The 16,885-nt window shown below is 34.4% G+C and carries 18 protein-coding genes; 17 read left to right on the top strand and 1 reads right to left on the bottom strand.

Annotated features, from left to right (window positions below; genetic code table 11):
• Positions 1-871: 871 nt before the first annotated feature.
• Positions 872-3,784, bottom strand: coding sequence for a pitrilysin family protein (locus K0R77_RS15100; protein WP_300354124.1), 2,913 nt, complete (start codon positions 3,782-3,784; stop codon positions 872-874).
• A 144-nt stretch (positions 3,785-3,928) separates the two neighbouring features.
• On the opposite strand from K0R77_RS15100, the gene K0R77_RS15095 reads away from it, so the two are divergent.
• The 17 genes from K0R77_RS15095 (at position 3,929) to K0R77_RS15015 (ending at position 16,880) form a co-directional block, all read left to right on the top strand.
• A complete protein-coding gene (locus tag K0R77_RS15095; RefSeq protein ID WP_300354121.1) occupies positions 3,929-4,315 on the top strand; it encodes a VOC family protein in 387 nt (128 codons plus the stop codon).
• 152 nt (positions 4,316-4,467) lie between these two features.
• Positions 4,468-4,872, top strand: coding sequence for a hypothetical protein (locus tag K0R77_RS15090; RefSeq protein WP_300354118.1), 405 nt, complete (start codon positions 4,468-4,470; stop codon positions 4,870-4,872).
• Positions 4,872-5,867: a BtrH N-terminal domain-containing protein gene (locus K0R77_RS15085; RefSeq protein WP_300354115.1), complete on the top strand. Its 996-nt coding sequence runs from the start codon at positions 4,872-4,874 to the stop codon at positions 5,865-5,867. The genes K0R77_RS15090 and K0R77_RS15085 overlap by 1 nt, the downstream gene beginning before the upstream one ends.
• Position 5,868: 1 nt before the next feature.
• Entirely contained in the window at positions 5,869-6,624 is a 756-nt protein-coding gene (locus K0R77_RS15080; protein WP_300354113.1) for an ABC transporter ATP-binding protein, read from the top strand.
• A complete protein-coding gene (locus tag K0R77_RS15075) occupies positions 6,611-7,882 on the top strand; it encodes an ABC transporter permease (RefSeq protein WP_300354110.1) in 1,272 nt (423 codons plus the stop codon). The genes K0R77_RS15080 and K0R77_RS15075 overlap by 14 nt, the downstream gene beginning before the upstream one ends.
• A complete protein-coding gene (locus K0R77_RS15070; protein ID WP_300354107.1) occupies positions 7,872-8,297 on the top strand; it encodes a thioesterase family protein in 426 nt (141 codons plus the stop codon). Before K0R77_RS15075 ends, K0R77_RS15070 begins: the two co-directional genes overlap by 11 nt.
• Entirely contained in the window at positions 8,294-9,466 is a 1,173-nt protein-coding gene (locus tag K0R77_RS15065) for a beta-ketoacyl synthase N-terminal-like domain-containing protein (protein ID WP_300354104.1), read from the top strand. Before K0R77_RS15070 ends, K0R77_RS15065 begins: the two co-directional genes overlap by 4 nt.
• Positions 9,467-9,476: 10 nt before the next feature.
• Positions 9,477-10,016 (top strand): 3-oxoacyl-ACP synthase, encoded by a 540-nt coding sequence (locus K0R77_RS15060; protein ID WP_300354102.1) that lies wholly within the window; start codon positions 9,477-9,479, stop codon positions 10,014-10,016.
• Positions 10,017-10,122: 106 nt separating this feature from the next.
• Positions 10,123-10,380, top strand: coding sequence for a phosphopantetheine-binding protein (locus K0R77_RS15055; RefSeq protein ID WP_062163352.1), 258 nt, complete (start codon positions 10,123-10,125; stop codon positions 10,378-10,380).
• 81 nt (positions 10,381-10,461) lie between these two features.
• Positions 10,462-11,658, top strand: a complete 1,197-nt coding sequence (locus K0R77_RS15050) for a beta-ketoacyl synthase (RefSeq protein ID WP_300354095.1) — start codon at positions 10,462-10,464, stop codon at positions 11,656-11,658.
• Complete coding sequence (locus K0R77_RS15045; protein ID WP_300354093.1) at positions 11,658-12,719, top strand: beta-ketoacyl synthase N-terminal-like domain-containing protein; 1,062 nt, start codon at positions 11,658-11,660, stop codon at positions 12,717-12,719. The genes K0R77_RS15050 and K0R77_RS15045 overlap by 1 nt, the downstream gene beginning before the upstream one ends.
• A 154-nt stretch (positions 12,720-12,873) precedes the next feature.
• Positions 12,874-13,617: a polysaccharide deacetylase family protein gene (locus K0R77_RS15040; RefSeq protein ID WP_300354090.1), complete on the top strand. Its 744-nt coding sequence runs from the start codon at positions 12,874-12,876 to the stop codon at positions 13,615-13,617.
• 3 nt (positions 13,618-13,620) lie between these two features.
• On the top strand, positions 13,621-14,247 hold the full coding sequence (locus K0R77_RS15035; protein ID WP_300354087.1) for an outer membrane lipoprotein carrier protein LolA: 627 nt from the start codon (positions 13,621-13,623) through the stop codon (positions 14,245-14,247).
• Positions 14,248-14,263: 16 nt separating this feature from the next.
• A complete protein-coding gene (locus tag K0R77_RS15030; protein ID WP_300354084.1) occupies positions 14,264-14,848 on the top strand; it encodes a hypothetical protein in 585 nt (194 codons plus the stop codon).
• 2 nt (positions 14,849-14,850) lie between these two features.
• Positions 14,851-15,225, top strand: coding sequence for a 3-hydroxyacyl-ACP dehydratase (locus K0R77_RS15025; protein ID WP_300354081.1), 375 nt, complete (start codon positions 14,851-14,853; stop codon positions 15,223-15,225).
• A complete protein-coding gene (locus K0R77_RS15020; protein ID WP_300354078.1) occupies positions 15,222-15,707 on the top strand; it encodes a hypothetical protein in 486 nt (161 codons plus the stop codon). The genes K0R77_RS15025 and K0R77_RS15020 overlap by 4 nt, the downstream gene beginning before the upstream one ends.
• Positions 15,708-16,880, top strand: a complete 1,173-nt coding sequence (locus K0R77_RS15015) for a DUF2062 domain-containing protein (protein ID WP_300354076.1) — start codon at positions 15,708-15,710, stop codon at positions 16,878-16,880.
• The last annotated feature ends 5 nt before the right edge of the window (positions 16,881-16,885 follow it).

Below are 16,885 nucleotides of genomic sequence, written 5' to 3'. Positions count from 1 at the left end.
GGAAAATATAGCTACAAGCAAGAAGTATACAGATTGGGTAAAATTTATTATTTATCTCATATTAGTCTTAAAAAAATGTGATAACCACAGTTAAAATCAATGTCAGAATTAGGTATTTCTTAAACGTTATTTTCTCTAATCTCAATTTATTTCCAATTAAAACAACACCAAAACACAGCAAAACCTTTATTATAAATTCAATTACTGAAAAATTGAATGAATCGGTATGAAATAATTTACTACAGGAAAGAATGATCAAAAAGATGCCGTAAATCATAGTCATAATTCCATATTCATTTTCTCTTTGCTTCTCTGAATTTTTAGAAAATTTAATTGAAAAATGAAAAAGTATAATGCCAATTAATAATTTTACATGAATTGCAGGATTTGAGATAACATCAGTTCTCGTGACCGAGTAAAAAAGTAGATCTACCAAAAACCGATAATATATTGAAATGATTGGAGCAATTAAATTGGCTAAAATAAATAATCGTGAGTAAAATTCTTTATTTAGCTTAATGACGAAGAATGACAATAATGATAAAGCCGGAATGATAAAAAGAATTATTCTTAAAGTTAAAACATTACAATATTCAAAATCTGTTGTTAAAAGATAAGAAGTATCAATTAGGGTAATTATTGAAATTACTATCAAAATCCAATTGAAAATTTTGTTTGAGTAGATTTCTTTCATTTTAGTCTGCTATTATTTTTTCAGTTTATTATTATATTTATTTCGTTTTCAATTTCCTTCTAATGATTATTGGCTAACTCTCAAATATACATACTTTTCAGTCTTACCAGTTTACATACAGAAACAAAAAAGTGAAGCATTTCTGCTTCACTTCAAACAATTTATATTAATGAAAAATTAATATCCGAAGATTTCTTCTAAAGTCACTTCTTTGAATTCTCCCATTTTATTGATAGACTCCATATTCAGGTTTTCTTTTTTCCCGATGATGGCAGTGTTGTATTTTAATGGTTTAATATCAGAATTGTAGAAACCGGTCAGCTGAGGTAATGTCAGGCTCTGAATTTCTGCGTAAACATCTTTTCTGAAATCATAGTCAATGCCCAGTTTTTTCAACGCAAGTTGATTGTAGAAAACGCTCGTTCTGTTGATTCTGTTTGAGGCAATCTGCTTCAATGCCGAACCTTTAGAGTTCTCAAACTGTGCAGGAATCTGCGGGAAATCTGCCATCAGATCGTTCATTGCATTTACCGCAAGAGGCAGTTTGTTCGCTTGAGTTCCGATGTAATTGGTTACGTAGTTCGGGTGGTTCTTTTCAGAAGCCGGAGCATAAGAAACATAAGCAGAATATGCTAAAGACTTACTTTCTCTGATCTCCTGGAAGACGATAGAAGACAATCCGCGTCCGAAATATTCGTTGAAGACATTTACTTTTCCAAAGTTGGTCAAATCTACATTTTTAGCCTTTGCCACTTTTGCCATTTCCATCTGTACCATATCGTAAGGTGTGAAATATACTTTACCCTCGGTAACCGGTTCTGCATATTCTTTAGCTTTTGCAGGCTGCATTTTTGTGTTGGCAACGAAAGGTTTCACCGCTTTCTCAAGACCTTTCTGATCTTCTCCGTATAAGAAAATCTCGTAAGGATATTGATTCAGGGTTTTGATTTTAGACATCAATTCATCTACATTGATATTTTCCAGACGCTGCTTAGGAATAATATCTGTCATTCTTGAATCTTTCCCGTATTTCGCATAGTTGGAAAGTGCTGCCATGATTCTTGTTTTATCCTTTTTTGCAACTTCTCTCGATTCCAGGATCGTTTTTACCGTTTGGTCGTAGATTGCTTTATCAGCTTTTACGTTGGTCATCCAATGGTTTAAAAGCTCTACACCTTTCTTCATATTGCTTTCCAGCCCACTCAACGAGATGATTGTCTGGTCATTTGAAGTTCTGAAGCTGTTTGAAATTCCTAATTTATAGAATTCTTCTTTCAGTTGTTCTGGTGTATATTTATCGGTTCCTAAATATTGTAAAACGCTTACTCCGAGGCTCAATTCTTTATCGTTATCTGTTCCAAAAGGGAAAATATAATTTACCTGAGCTACTTTGTTGTACTTATTCTGTACAAAGCTTACTTTTTTGTCTTTGATTTCAGAGGTTGCGATAGCCGTTTTGTAATCAATAAACTGAGGCTTGATTTCTCCTGCTTTTGTTCCCAAAATATCTTTAAGGAAAGGAGATTGAGCTTCTCTGTTTAATTTGATTGGTGTGATTGCAGGATTCTGTACACGAACCAACTTATCATTCACGCCTTTTTCTTTATAAATAACCACATAGTTGTCTTTGAAAAACTCATTTGCGAATTTTACAATATCTGTTTTGGTGATTTTTTCATAATCGTTGATCTCGTCAAGCTCCTGTTGCCAAGTTCTTTCGTTAATATAAGCATTGTAAAGCGTTGTTGCCAAACCATCGGCAGTTTCCCAACCTTTCATACGCTGTACTTTCATATCATTGACGATCGCTTTCAGCATCCAGTCCGGGAATTGTCCTTTTTTAACTAAATCAATCTGTCCAAGCAACAATTTTTTAGCTTCATCAAAGCTTTGTCCTTCTTTTGGAACGACATATAATGTGAATGCTCCATAAGTTTTATACGGAGATTCGTAAGCTCCTGCGCTTAGTACTTTTTGCTTTTGGCTGATATTTAAATCAATTAAACCTGCGTCACCACTGTTGCTTAAGATTTCACCGACCATGCTTGCCAATCTTGCATCTTTGGTTCCATAAGAATCGGATCTCCAGGCTATCGTCATTCTAGGCGCAGACGGACTTTTCACAGTTCTTGTCACCACCTTCGTCATCGGTTCTTCAGAAACCATTTTTTTCATTGGAAGTTCTTTGTATTTGAACGTTCCAAAATATTGATCAACTAACTTTATCGTTTTGTCGAAATCTAAATCTCCTACCAATACAACTGCCATATTGTTAGGTACATAATATGTATCAAAATACTTATGAATCGCTACCATTGAAGGACTTTTCAAATGTTCTGAAGTCCCGATTGTAGTCTGCTGTCCGTTTGGATGTTTGGGAAAAAGTGCTTCCATTAAAGCATAATTTACTAAACGGCTGTCATTATCCTGAGCTCTGTTGTATTCTTCATATACCGCCTCCAATTCTGTATGGAAAAGACGAAGAACCAATTCTGAGAAACGTTCTTTTTCTACTTTCAGCCATTTTTCAAGCTCATTCGACGGAATATTGTTTTTGTAAACCGTTTCGTCTAACCACGTGTGAGCATTAGTTCCGGTTGCACCCAAAGATGAAATTGCTTTGTCATATTCATTCGCAATTGCATATTTTGAAGCTTCCTGAGAAACCTCATCGATCTTCTTGTACAAAGATTTCTTTTTTTCAGGATCTTTTTCTGCTTTATGCTGTTCGTAAAGATCAGAAATCTGTTGCAACAAAACCTTTTCTTTTGCCCAGTCCTGAGTTCCCAAATGAGAAGTGCCTTTGAAAACCATATGCTCAAGATAGTGCGCTAATCCGGTGTTATCACTCGGATCGTTGTTTGAACCCGTTCTTACAGGTACATACGTCTGAATTCTCGGAGCATCATCATTCTTGGCAAGATAGACTTTCAATCCGTTTTTTAAAGTATAGACTCTCACTCCTGCCTGATCATTCTTTACAGTTTCGTACGTATAACCCTGACCGTCGGTCATTGTCTGCGTATCAAATTTCTGCGCCATTGCATTGATCATGAAAAAGAGCGAAAGAGAAATAAAAACTTTCTTCATAGTGAAATTTTAATTTAATATTAAATAAGTAGGATTCTGAAAGCGTTTGTTACATCATCTTTCATTTAAAAATAAAATCCGCAGATCGCTTTTGAAGGAACAAATTTTGTAGCAGTAACCAATCAACCTTTAACAAAATCAATTATGAAATCAAATATGATTTGGGCAAATTTTGCCGTGGAAGATCTTGACCATACTACAGAGTTTTATGTAAATTTAGGATTCAAATCTAATGGAAGATCTCAGGGACTGACCAGTTTTTCTTTTGGAGACAATGGCTTTGTGATCAATTTTTTCCTGAAAGATATTTTAAGCAAAAACACGAATGTCAACATTTCAAACCAGCAGGAATCAAATGAAGTCATCTTCACATTATCCGCTGAAACAAGAGAAGAAGTTAACAATTGGGCAGAAAAAGTAAAAACAGCAGGTGGAAAGCTTAATTCTAATCCGGAAGAATTTGGTGATGAATATTATGGTTTTGTTTTTTCAGATCCGGACGGACATAAATTTAATCTGTTTATGATGTGATTAAAGGTACAATTTGCTTTAAATTTAGCATTTATCTCCTATACATTTCATTATCCTATGTCCTGCATTTTTATTACTTTAGCGGATTGAAAAACAATCTGAAGACGGATGCAAATAATTTCATCTATCTATCAAAATATCAATATTTTCGGGTGAAAAAACAAGACATTCCACAGGACGAAAGCAGTCTGACCTCAGCGAATATGACCGAAGTGGTCTATGTAACTGACGAAAACGATAACTATACCACTGCAAACAGCATCGGCTGGGAAGCCAAAAAAGCTGCCCTTGACGAATCGATGGCACTCATCAATGAAAGAATTGAAGAAGCAAAACAAAACGTTGCCAATAATATCGTAAGTCCGGTTATTTATTTTATGGAACTCAATAAAATGGATTTGCAAGTTCTCGCAGCCTATGTCGGAATGTGGCAATGGACCGTCAAAAGACATGCAAAACCAAAAATATTTAAAAAACTAAGCGATTCTACCTTGAAAAAATACGCAGATACCTTCGGAATTTCAGTAGATGAATTAAAAAATTTCGACGGAAAATAATGGAACTTAATTTTGAACACCATCAGACAGCACATTGCGAAAACGGTGTCGCATCCAATTTATTACTCAACAAAGGGCTAAAACTCAGTGAGCCTATGATTTTCGGAATCGGTTCCGGATTGTTTTTCGTGTATTTACCTTTCTTAAAAGTAAATTTTGCGCCAGGTTTCAGTTACAGACCAATGCCAGGAGCTATTTTCAGCAAAGCAGCAAAAAGGCTGGGAATTAAAATCAAAAGAGAAAAATTTTCTAATCCTCAAGAAGCTCAAAAAGCTTTAGAAAGAAATTTAGAACAAAATATCCCTACAGGTTTACAGGTTGGAGTATTTAACCTTACGTATTTCCCTGAAGAATATAAATTCCATTTCAACGCCCATAATTTGGTTGTGTATGGAAAAGAAAACGGCAAATTCCTGATCAGTGATCCTGTGATGGATTACGCGACTTCGCTTACTGAAGCCGAATTAGAAAAAGTACGTTATGCAAAAGGCGCACTTCCTCCAAAAGGTCATATGTACTACCCGACTTACATTCCCGAAAATGTAAATCTGGAAGAGGCGATCAAAAAAGGAATTAAAGATACCTGCAAAAATATGTTGGCTCCAGTTCCGATTATTGGGGTAAAAGCGATAAGATGGGTGGCAAGAAATATTCCGAAATGGGCGGAGAAAAAAGGAACAAAGGTGACCAACCATTATTTAGGCCAACTGATCAGAATGCAGGAGGAAATCGGAACCGGCGGTGGCGGATTCAGGTTTATTTACGGAGCATTTTTGCAGGAAGCTGCTGTGATTCTTAAAAATGATGAACTGAAAGAATTATCTAAAGAAATTACCGCAATTGGTGATCTTTGGAGAGATTTTGCCGTAGATATTGCAAGAGTTTACAAAAACCGAAATTCAAAAAGCAATATTTATAACGAACTTTCAAAATCGATGTTGCATATTGCAGATTTGGAGGAGGCTTTTTATAAAAAACTGAGAAAAGCGATTTAACGTGGAGAATATCATCGAAATAAAAAACCTTTACAAGAAATACAAAAATTCGGAAGACTTTTCGGTTAATGATATTTCTTTAGACATCGATAAAAACGAAATCTACGGAATTCTCGGTCCAAATGGAGCAGGAAAAACAACATTAATTTCTATGCTTTCGGGATTGATAAAACCAACTTCGGGAACATTTAAAATCAACGGATTGTCTCCTCAGAAAGATGGTTTTAAATTAAGACAGATCATTGGAATCGTTCCACAGGAATATGCGCTTTACCCAACTTTAACAGCCAAAGAAAACTTAATGTTTTTCGGAAGCCTGTACGGTTTAAGTCATAAAAAACTAAGACAAGCCATTGATGAATCTTTAGAATTAATGGGTTTGTCAAAATTTGCAGATAAAAAAGTCGAACAATTTTCAGGCGGAATGAAACGCCGCTGCAACCTTATTGCAGGAACGCTTCACAATCCAAAGATTTTATTTCTGGACGAGCCGACTGTCGGAGTTGACGTTCAGTCGAAGAAAGCAATCATTGATTATCTTTTGGATTTAAATAAAAAAGGAACGTGTATTATTTACACGTCGCACCATCTTTCTGAAGCCGAAGAATTCTGTACAAAAATCGCTATTATCGACCACGGAAAAATCCACGCTGTCGGAACACCTGAAGAATTGGTGAACAGAGTTGCGAGTGCAGAAAATTTAGAAGATGTTTTCATTTCATTAACCGGAAAAGAATTAAGAGATGTTGTTGTATAAATTGTGGAGAAGTTTCGTTAAAGAAATTCTTTTGTTGAAAAGAGATATCGGGGGAATTGTGATCATTTTCGTGATGCCTTTGTTGCTGATCATAACGATTACATTGATTCAGGATTCTACTTTCAAAAATCTGGAAGGATCAAAAATCCCAATTATTTTTATTGATAATGACAAATCTGAAATTTCAAAAAATATAAAACACGAACTCGAAAATGGTAAAACATTCGAGTTAGTGACCAATTACAATGAAAAATCTGCCCAAGATGCCGTTTTTTCTGGAGATTATCAGATGGCGATTGTCATTCCTGAAAATTTAACGAAAGATTTAAATTCAAATATCGATTCTAAAGTTCAGACCATCGTAAGTTCATTCGGAATTGAAGCAGATTCTGCTTCTGCAAAGAAAAACACTGAGATAAAAGCCAAAGACATTCATCTTTATTTTGATCCAGCAACCAATATCGGTTTCAAAAACAATGTGATGAATGCAGTTAATAAAATGGTCTTTGAGATCGAAAATAAAAAGATTTACAAAGCTTTCCAGGATCAATTGGGAACCACGGAAAATCTTGATGAAAATAAAAATTTAATCAGCTTTAAAGAAATCACGCCTACAAAAGGAAAAATGGATGTGATGCCAAATTCCGTTCAGCACAACGTTCCGGCTTGGGCATTGTTTGCAATATTTTTTATCGTCGTACCGCTTTCCATTAATTTAGTTAAGGAAAAAAGTCAGGGAACGAGCGTGAGAGTTCGTGTAAGTCCAACGCCTTATTACATCCATATTTTAGGAAAAACATTTACGTATCTTATCATCTGTATCATTCAGTTTTTACTGATGGTTGCAGTGGGAATTTACCTTTTCCCTTATATGGATTTACCGCAGTTCGATGTCACAGGAAAAATGTTTCATCTCATTGTCGTAACGATTTTCGCAGGTTTAGCAGCGATTGGTTTCGGGGTTTTGCTAGGAACTTTAGCCGATACTCAGGAACAATCTGCTCCTTTTGGAGCGACTTCGGTTGTTGTTTTGGCAGCAGTCGGAGGAATCTGGGTTCCTGTCTTCTTAATGCCTGAATTTATGCAGACCGTTGCTAAATTTTCACCAATGAATTGGGGTTTAAATGCTTACTACGACATCATTTTAAGAAACAGCGGACTTACCGGAATCGCAAAAGAATTGATTTTCTTATTTTTATTTTATATTGCGATGGTAACCATTTCCATTTTTTACGAAAGAAAACAAAATGCAGTCTAAAGAAAACATATTAACCTGTACGGAGGAAGTACGCGTAAGATTCAATGAGACAGACCCATTGGGGATTGTCTGGCACGGACATTATATCGTGTATTTCGAGGACGGAAGAGAAGCTTTCGGAAGGCTGCACGGCTTGACTTATCTTGATATTCAAAAGGCTGGATTTGTAACACCGATCGTAAAAAGTACGTGTGAGCATTTTCTTCCCTTAAAATATGGAGAAACATTCAATATTGTGACCACTTTTGTGAATTCAACTGCCGCAAAACTGATTTATAAATATGAAATTTTCAATCAGGAAAACAAGTTGGTCTGCAGTGGGGAAACCATTCAGGTTTTTTTGGATTCTGACAACAATTTATGCTTATACAATCCCGATTTTTTTCAGGCTTGGAAAGACAAAATGGGATTATGAGAAAAGAAGTTTACATCACAGATTATAATTGTGTAACGCCTTTAGGATTTGATATACAATCTAATTGGAATGCCCTTTTGGAAGGAAAATCAGGTGTAGCTTTACATAAAATTATAGAAAATCAGGATGCTTTTTATGCTTCGATGATTGATTTTGAAAAACTGGAAGATGAATTCAATAAACTCTTCGACTCCGCTCAGAGTGACAATAAAAATTTCACAAGACTCGAAAAAATGTTTTTGTTAAGCTTAAAACCTTTGGTTGAAAATCATAACATCACAGAAGAAACCGCTTTTATTTTATCGACAACAAAAGGCAATATCAGCTTATTAAAAAACCAAACGACTTTACCGGAAGATATTTACCTTTCAAAATTAGCTCAAAAAATTGCAGATTTTTTTGGATTTAAAACAAAACCGATTGTCGTTTCCAATGCCTGCGTTTCAGGAGTAATGGCGATTGCTGTTGCCAAAAATATGATTCAGACAGGAAAATACAAAGATGCGTTTGTAATTGCCGGAGATGAAATTACAGAATTTGTAATTTCAGGATTTAATTCTTTCCAGGCAATCGGCTCAGAACCTTGCAAACCTTACGACAAAACCCGTAACGGAATTAATATCGGGGAAGCAACTGCAGCAGTTTATATCACAGGTCATTGTGAGGAACGAAGAAGTGACGAAGCAATCTCAAACGAAAGATTTAGTTTTAAAATATTAGGCGACTCTGCAATTAACGATGCCAATCACATTTCGGGTCCATCGAGAACTGGTGACGGATTATTTGCAAGCATAAAAAACGCAATGACAGAAGCCAATGTTTCAGCAGAAGAAATCGATTTTATTTCTGCCCACGGAACGGCGACAATATACAACGACGAAATGGAAGCCATTGCTTTCAACAGAATGGAATTACAGAATGCTCCTTTGAACAGTATGAAAGGTTATTACGGACACTGTTTAGGAGCATCAGGTTTATTGGAAAGCATTATTTCAATGGAAAGTGCATTGAAGAATATATTAATTCCATCTAAAAACTTTAAAGAGATGGGAACTTCCCAGTTTTTGAACATTATAAAAGAAAACCAACCTGCGGAAATCAAATATATTTTGAAAACAGCTTCAGGTTTTGGCGGGTGTAATGCTGCAATTGTTTTAGAAAAATGTTAAAATGAAAACGATGAAGAAGATAAACATTTGCACCATAGAAAACTCAAAAATCATTCTCAATAGCGAAATTATTTTTGAAACTACAACTGAAAACTTTTCAGATTTTGCAAAAGAAGCTTATAAAAGTTTAGAAGTGAATTATCCTAAATTTCATAAAATGGATAATTTAAGTAAATTAGCTTTTCTAGCCTCTGAAATGATTTTACAAGATGAAGACCACGGTAAAACAGCATTGGTTTTCGCCAATAAATCATCAAGTTTAGACACTGATTTTAAATATCAGGAAAGCATTAATTCTCAGGAAAATTATTTTCCGAGTCCTGCGGTTTTTGTGTACACCTTATCGAACATTTGCGTGGGTGAAATAAGTATCAAACACAAAATACAGACAGAGAATGCTTTTTTCGTTTTAGATGAATTTGATGAAAAATTTTTAAATGATTACTCAGAACAGATTTTACAGTCAGGAAAGGCTGATAAGGTATTATGTGGCTGGGTAGAACTATATCAGGAAAGTTATAATGCTTTTGTATATTTGCTGACTACATAATCTAACAATATAAAAATGTACCAGTTTACCAATTTTTAAATGATACTAATAACTATTGTTACATTGCTAAACTGATACATTGCTACATTATAAATGAAATTTATTTATGGAAAACTTAAGAGAAGAATTAAAGCACAAAATCATTGAAGTCCTTAACCTTGAAGATGTTGCAATAGAAGAAATCAAAGATACAGATCCTTTATTTGGAGGTGGTCTTGGATTAGATTCTATCGACGCTCTTGAATTAATCGTTCTTCTTGATAAAGAATACGGAATAAAATTAGCCGACCCGAAAAAAGGAAAAGAAATTTTTGCGTCGATTGATACAATGGCGAAATTCATTGAAGAAAACAGAACGAAATAATTCAATCTAGCAATGTATCAATCTAACAGTTTACCAATATTGTTACACGGTTAAATTGATACATTGTACATTTATTAAAAAATGGGTCAAAAAATTGCCATTACAGGAATGGGCATTATTTCCTCCATTGGTAACAATGTTGAGGAAAATTTTATTTCGTTGACAACCGGAAAACACGGAATTTCAGACATTCAATTATTTGAAACCCGTCACAAAGGAAATATTAAAACCGGCGAAATAAAATTATCTAATGAAGAATTAGTGCATAAACTTCAGTTGAATGAAGATAACAACGCAACAAGAACCACTTTGTTAGGAATGGTTGCAGCAAAAGAAGCTGTAAAAAGTGCCGGAATTTCAGATATTAACGAATATAAAACCGGGTTGATTTCCTCAACAAGCGTTGGCGGAATGGATATTACCGAAAAATATTTCTACACTTACGAAGATTTTCCTGAAAAGCAAAAATATATCGACTCCCACGATGCGGGAAATTCGTCTTTGGCAATTGCAGATTTTTTGGATTTAAAAGGTATGGTTTCTACCATCAGTACAGCCTGTTCATCTGCTGCAAATGCCATTATGATGGGCGCAAAACTCATTAAAAATGGTGTTCTCGACCGCGTAATTGTTGGCGGAACTGATTCACTTTCGAAGTTTACTTTGAATGGATTTAATACATTAATGATTCTCACGGATTCCTACAACACCCCTTTTGACAACGACAGAAAAGGTCTGAACTTAGGTGAAGCTGCTGCTTTTATTGTTCTGGAATCTGATGAAGTTGTGAAAAAAGAAAATAAAAAAGTCCTCGCTTACCTTTCCGGTTACGGAAATGCAAACGATGCACATCATCAGACCGCTTCTTCGGAAAACGGACAAGGTGCTTATTTAGCAATGGAAAAAGCTTTGAAAGTTTCCGGATTAGACAAAGAAAACATCGATTATATCAACGTTCACGGAACGGCAACACCGAATAATGATTTATCAGAAGGAATTGCGATGATCAGAATCTTTGGTGAAAATAAAGTTCCGGAATTCAGTTCTACGAAGGCATTTACGGGTCATACTTTGGCTGCAGCGGCAGGAATTGAAGCTGTTTATTCGATCTTGGCAATGCGACACAACGTTATTTTCCCAAATTTGAATTTCAAAACCAAGATGGAAGAATTTGATTTGATACCTGTTACAGAATTGAAAGAGAAAAATATCAACCACGTACTTTCCAATTCTTTTGGATTTGGAGGAAACTGTTCAACTTTAATTTTTTCTAAATAATGAGTGCAGTTTACATCAACAGTGCAGCCTGCATCTCGGTTCAGGACACTTTAAATGAAAATTTTTTCCAAAATCTGAAACCCGAAAACTCATTTCAGGTTTTAAAAGCTATTGAACCTGTTTACAAAGAATTCATTCCACCTGCAATGATCAGGAGAATGTCTAAAACCGTAAAAATGAGTTCCGTAGTTTCAACAAAAGCATTACAGGAAGCAGGAATTGAAAAACCGGATGCCATCATCGTAGGAACCGGAATGGGCTGCTCACAGGATTCCGAAAAATTTCTGAAAAATGTGATTGATAATAATGAAGAGTTTTTGACTCCGACTTACTTCATTCAATCCACCCATAATACGGTTTCGGGGCAAATTGCTTTGGGATTGCAGTGTCACGGCTATAATTTTACGTACGTAAACACATCTTCTTCACTAGAATTTTCGCTGTTAGATGCTAAACTCCAGATTCTCGATGGTGAAGCTGAAAACGTTTTGGTTGGTTCAACAGACGAACAAACCGAACGAACAATGGAATTGTACAAGCTAAATAATTCCATCAAAAAAGAAGAAAATCTTCCGGTTGATTATTTAAATTCAAAAACCGAAGGTGTTATTTGGGGTGAAGGTTCAAGTTTTTTTGTTTTAGGAAAAGAGAAAACGGAAAGTTCTTACGCTCAACTTACAGCTATTCAAATCATTAATAAATTAGAATTAGACGAAACTCAACAGTTTATTGAGGATTTTTTGGCGAAAAATAATTTGATGAATAATGATATTGATGCTGTAATTTCAGGTTTCAGCGGAGATTCAGAATCTGATATTTATTATCAAAAAGCTTCAGAATTATTTCCAAATTCTTCATTACTTTATTGCAAACATTTGAGTGGAGAATTCAATACAGCGAGTGGTTTTTCAACATTTATGGCTTGTCATATTCTTAAAAACCAGGAGATTCCGGAAGTGATGATGATTAATTCTGTGAAAAAAGAAGGAATTAAAAATGTCCTTTTGTATAATAATCTTGGTGGAAATGACCATAGTTTGGTTTTGTTGGAGAAAGCTTAATTTATTAGATTATTTTGTATGAAAATAATCAGAGTCTTTGTCATTCAGAGCGAAACGAAGTGGAGCGTGGAATCTAAGCAAATTTAAGACACTGTCGAGATTCCTACGGAATGACAAATAGATTGTTAAAGTTTTAATACAAAAACAATAAAAAATGAAACACTATCCATTTATCATATTTTATATTTTCTGCAACATTTTTATTTATATGTTTCAGGGAAGTTTTTGGGTTTATTTGTTTTGTTTTTTGATGTTTTCTGCAGTTGTAATTTGGGGGTCTTTTGATATTACGTTAGGATATTTCGTAAACAGCATTACTCATAAAAGGACAAAAATCAAAGAAGTTGCTTTGACTTTTGATGATGGTCCGACTGAATTTACTCCGAAATTTTTAGATATTTTAAAAGAAAATCAGGTGAAAGCTACTTTTTTCTGTATCGGAAAACAGATTGAAAAATACCCTGAAATTTTTCAAAGAATTATCTCAGAAGGTCATACGATTGGAAATCATACGCTTTCCCATTCAAACAATACAGGTTTTTTGTCCACTTCAAAAATGGTTGAAGAAATTGAAAAATGTGATGAGATTATTTCTAAAGTCGGAAATATAAAAACCAATTTATACCGTCCTCCGTTTGGGGTTACCAATCCAAATATTGCAAAGGCCATCAAAAAAACTCACAAAAAAAGTATCGGATGGAATGTTCGTTCGTTTGATACGATCACAGATGACGAGAAGAAAATTCTAAAAAAAGTAACCAAAAATTTAAAAAAAGGAAGCATCATCCTTCTTCACGACACTTCGGAGAAAACGTACAATGTTTTGGTCGAATTATTGTTATTTTTGAAGGACAAAAAGTATTCGACTTGTACAGTTGATTCCATTATAAAAATTTAGAAAATGATTAAAAATATAGCTTTCGGAGCATTTTTATTAATTTCAGGTTTCGTTTTTGCTCAGAATACGGCAATGACCGGAGCAGAAGCAAAAGCATTTGTGACAAAAATTTCTTCCGAAACAAAAGAAATAAAAACTCTGCAAAGCGATTTCGCTCAAACCAAAAAGATGGATTTTTTGGATAAAAGCATCGTTACTTACGGAAGAATGTCTCTGAAATCTCCGAATATGTTGAGTTGGAAATACACAAAACCTTATCAATACAGCATCGTTTTTAAGGAAAATAAAATTTTCATCAATGATCAGGGGAAAAAATCATCTGTCGATGCAAAGAGCAAAACTTTTGAGAAAATTAATAAATTAATCGTTGGAAGTTCAAACGGAAAAATGTTCAGCGATCCAGAATTTTCTGTAGTTTATTTGAAAAATTCAAGTTCTAATATTGCGAAATTCACCCCGAAGTCTGCTCAGCTTTTGAAATATATTAAACAGATCGAACTTCATTTTCCTAAGAATCAGTCAACAGTTTCACAGGTAAATATGACCGAAGCTTCGGGCGATACAACGAATATTGTTTTCAAAAACACAAAAATCAATGCGCCGATTCCTGCTTCTGAGTTTAGTTTATAGTTCAATTCTTTTGCTGATGATTTCCTGTAAATCGTATCAGTTAAAAGATGCAAAACCAGTTTCTAATACAGAAAAAACGGTCGAAAATCTCTATTTTTCATCCAAAGAAGATTATGTTTATAAATGCCAGATGGATGTTTATAAAAATCACATCAGCGGAATTTTAATCATTAAAAAAATCTCCGAAACCACGCACCGGGTTGTGATGACTTCGGATTTCGGTAATAAAATGATCGATTTTGAAATATCTGAAAATGATTTTAAACTTAATTATGTTTTGGCAGATTTAGATAAAAAAATGGTCATTAATTTCCTGAAAAATGACTTTCAGGAATTATTAAGGCAAAAATTTCCTGTAAAAGAAAGTTTTGAGAATGACGATTCCAAAATTTATCTTTCGAAATTTGATAAAAAACAATATTATCTGTTTTTCGATAAAGAAAATGGTTTGTTAAATCAAATCATTTACACACAGAATAATAAAGAGAAAATCGATTTTACTTTTGAGGCAAAAAAAACTACTTTTGCAGAGGTTATCAATCTTCAGCACAAAGATTTTAAAATCAATATCAAACTATTTCAAATCACTGAAAACAAATAAAAATGCAAACCATACTTACAGATTTTTATACTTTAGAAAACTACGAAAAAGCAGAAAACGGAAGTTATACTGCGAAAATTTCTTTGAATAAAGATCACGATATTTTTAAAGGTCATTTTCCGGGAAATCCTGTGACGCCGGGAGTTTGTATGATGCAGATCGTAAAAGAGCTGACAGAAGAGTTTGTTGGAAAAAAATTGTTTCTGAAATCTGCTTCAAACGTGAAGTTTATGGCGATCATCAATCCTTTTGAAACGCCTGATTTAACGATGCAATTGGATATTAACGAAGGTGAAACTGAAATTAAAGTAAAAAATACAACTTCTTTTGGCGAGACTATTGCATTAAAAATGTCAGTCAATTATACTAAAATATGAAACTCCTATTTTCTTTACTAGCCGGTTTATTTTTATTTTTTCAAAGTGGTGATTTAGAAGCTTTGAGAAATTCTTATTCAAAAGCCAATCTATCTGTTGAAGGTGCAAAAAACTTTATCGGAATTGCTGATAAAAAATCATCTTCAGACCCTGTAATTTCAGCATATAAAGCCGCTGCAAATATACTTGAAGCCAAAGTAACCACTGAAAAGAATAAGAGAAAATCTTTTGTAAAATCCGGAGCTACAAGTCTGGAAAGCATTATCAAAAACAATCCAAATAATGCAGAACTGCGTGTGATAAGAATGAGCGTTCAGGAAAACATCCCGAAAATTGTTGGGTATAATAAGAATCTGAAAGAAGACAAAACCTTTCTACTCAGCAATTACAGCAAACAAAACGCCTCACTGAAAACCTACATCAGGAAATTTGCAATGCAGTCTAAAACGATGACCGCAACAGAAAAAAATTCATTAAAATAAATGACACTTTCTGAAGTACAAAATGCAATTTCCGAAAGGAAAATCTGCATCCTCATCCCAACGTACAACAACGAAAAAACACTGAGAAGAGTGATTGACGGTGTTTTGGAGTACACCAAAAACATCATTGTCATCAACGATGGATCTACAGATTCTACTTCACAAATTTTGAAGACCTATTCTCAGATTTCCACCATCAATTTACCTCAAAACAAAGGAAAAGGAAATGGTTTGAAAATCGGTTTCAGAAAGGCAAAAGAGTTGGATTACCATCACGCAATCACGATTGATTCTGACGGACAACATTATCCCGACGACATTCCTGTTTTTGTGGAGGCTTTATTGAATGAAAACGAAGACGTTCTATTGATTGGAAACCGAAATATGTCACAAGACGGAATTCCTAAAAAAAGCAGCTTCGGAAACCGTTTTTCTAATTTCTGGTTTTGGTTTGAGACCGGAATTAAGCTGGAAGACACGCAATCCGGCTACAGATTATATCCTTTACATAAAATCCCAAAGAAATATTTTACGCCAAAATTTGAGTTTGAAATCGAGATTATCGTAAGAACCGCGTGGCGGCATATTCCTGTGAAAAACGTTCCTATAAAAGTTCTGTACGATCCGGCGGAAAGAGTTTCACATTTCAGACCATTTAAAGATTTCACGAGAATCAGTATTCTGAATACCATTCTGGTTTTCATCACTTTAGTCTATATTATTCCGAGAAATTTTATCAATAATTTCAAAAAAAAAAGCTTTAAGAGATTCATCAAAGAAGACGTTCTGGAAAGTGATGGAAGCAACCGAATCAAAGCATTTTCAATTTCACTTGGGGTTTTCATCGGTCTTTCTCCTTTTTGGGGATTTCATACATTGCTGGTCATTTCTCTGTCTGTACTTTTTAAACTCAATAAAGTTCTGGCTTTTGTAGCATCAAATGTCAGTTTACCACCATTTATTCCATTTATTATTGCTGCTTCTTTGTTTTTGGGAGCACCTTTTGTGAGCGGTGACAGTAATATTATGAGTCAGGAACTGAATTTTGATCTGGTAAAAAATCATCTTCTGCAATATGTGATCGGAAGTTTGATTTTAGCAACTACAATGTCTTTTATTTCGGGAATTGCAGCTTTTCTTTTTTTAAATAAAGTAAGTCCTGAGAATAACTAATTTTT

Source organism: Chryseobacterium sp. (genome assembly GCF_029240215.1).
GTDB lineage: Bacteria > Bacteroidota > Bacteroidia > Flavobacteriales > Weeksellaceae > Chryseobacterium.
The sequence above is the reverse complement of the archived record's forward strand: the minus strand, read 5'-3'. Positions and strand labels throughout refer to the sequence as shown.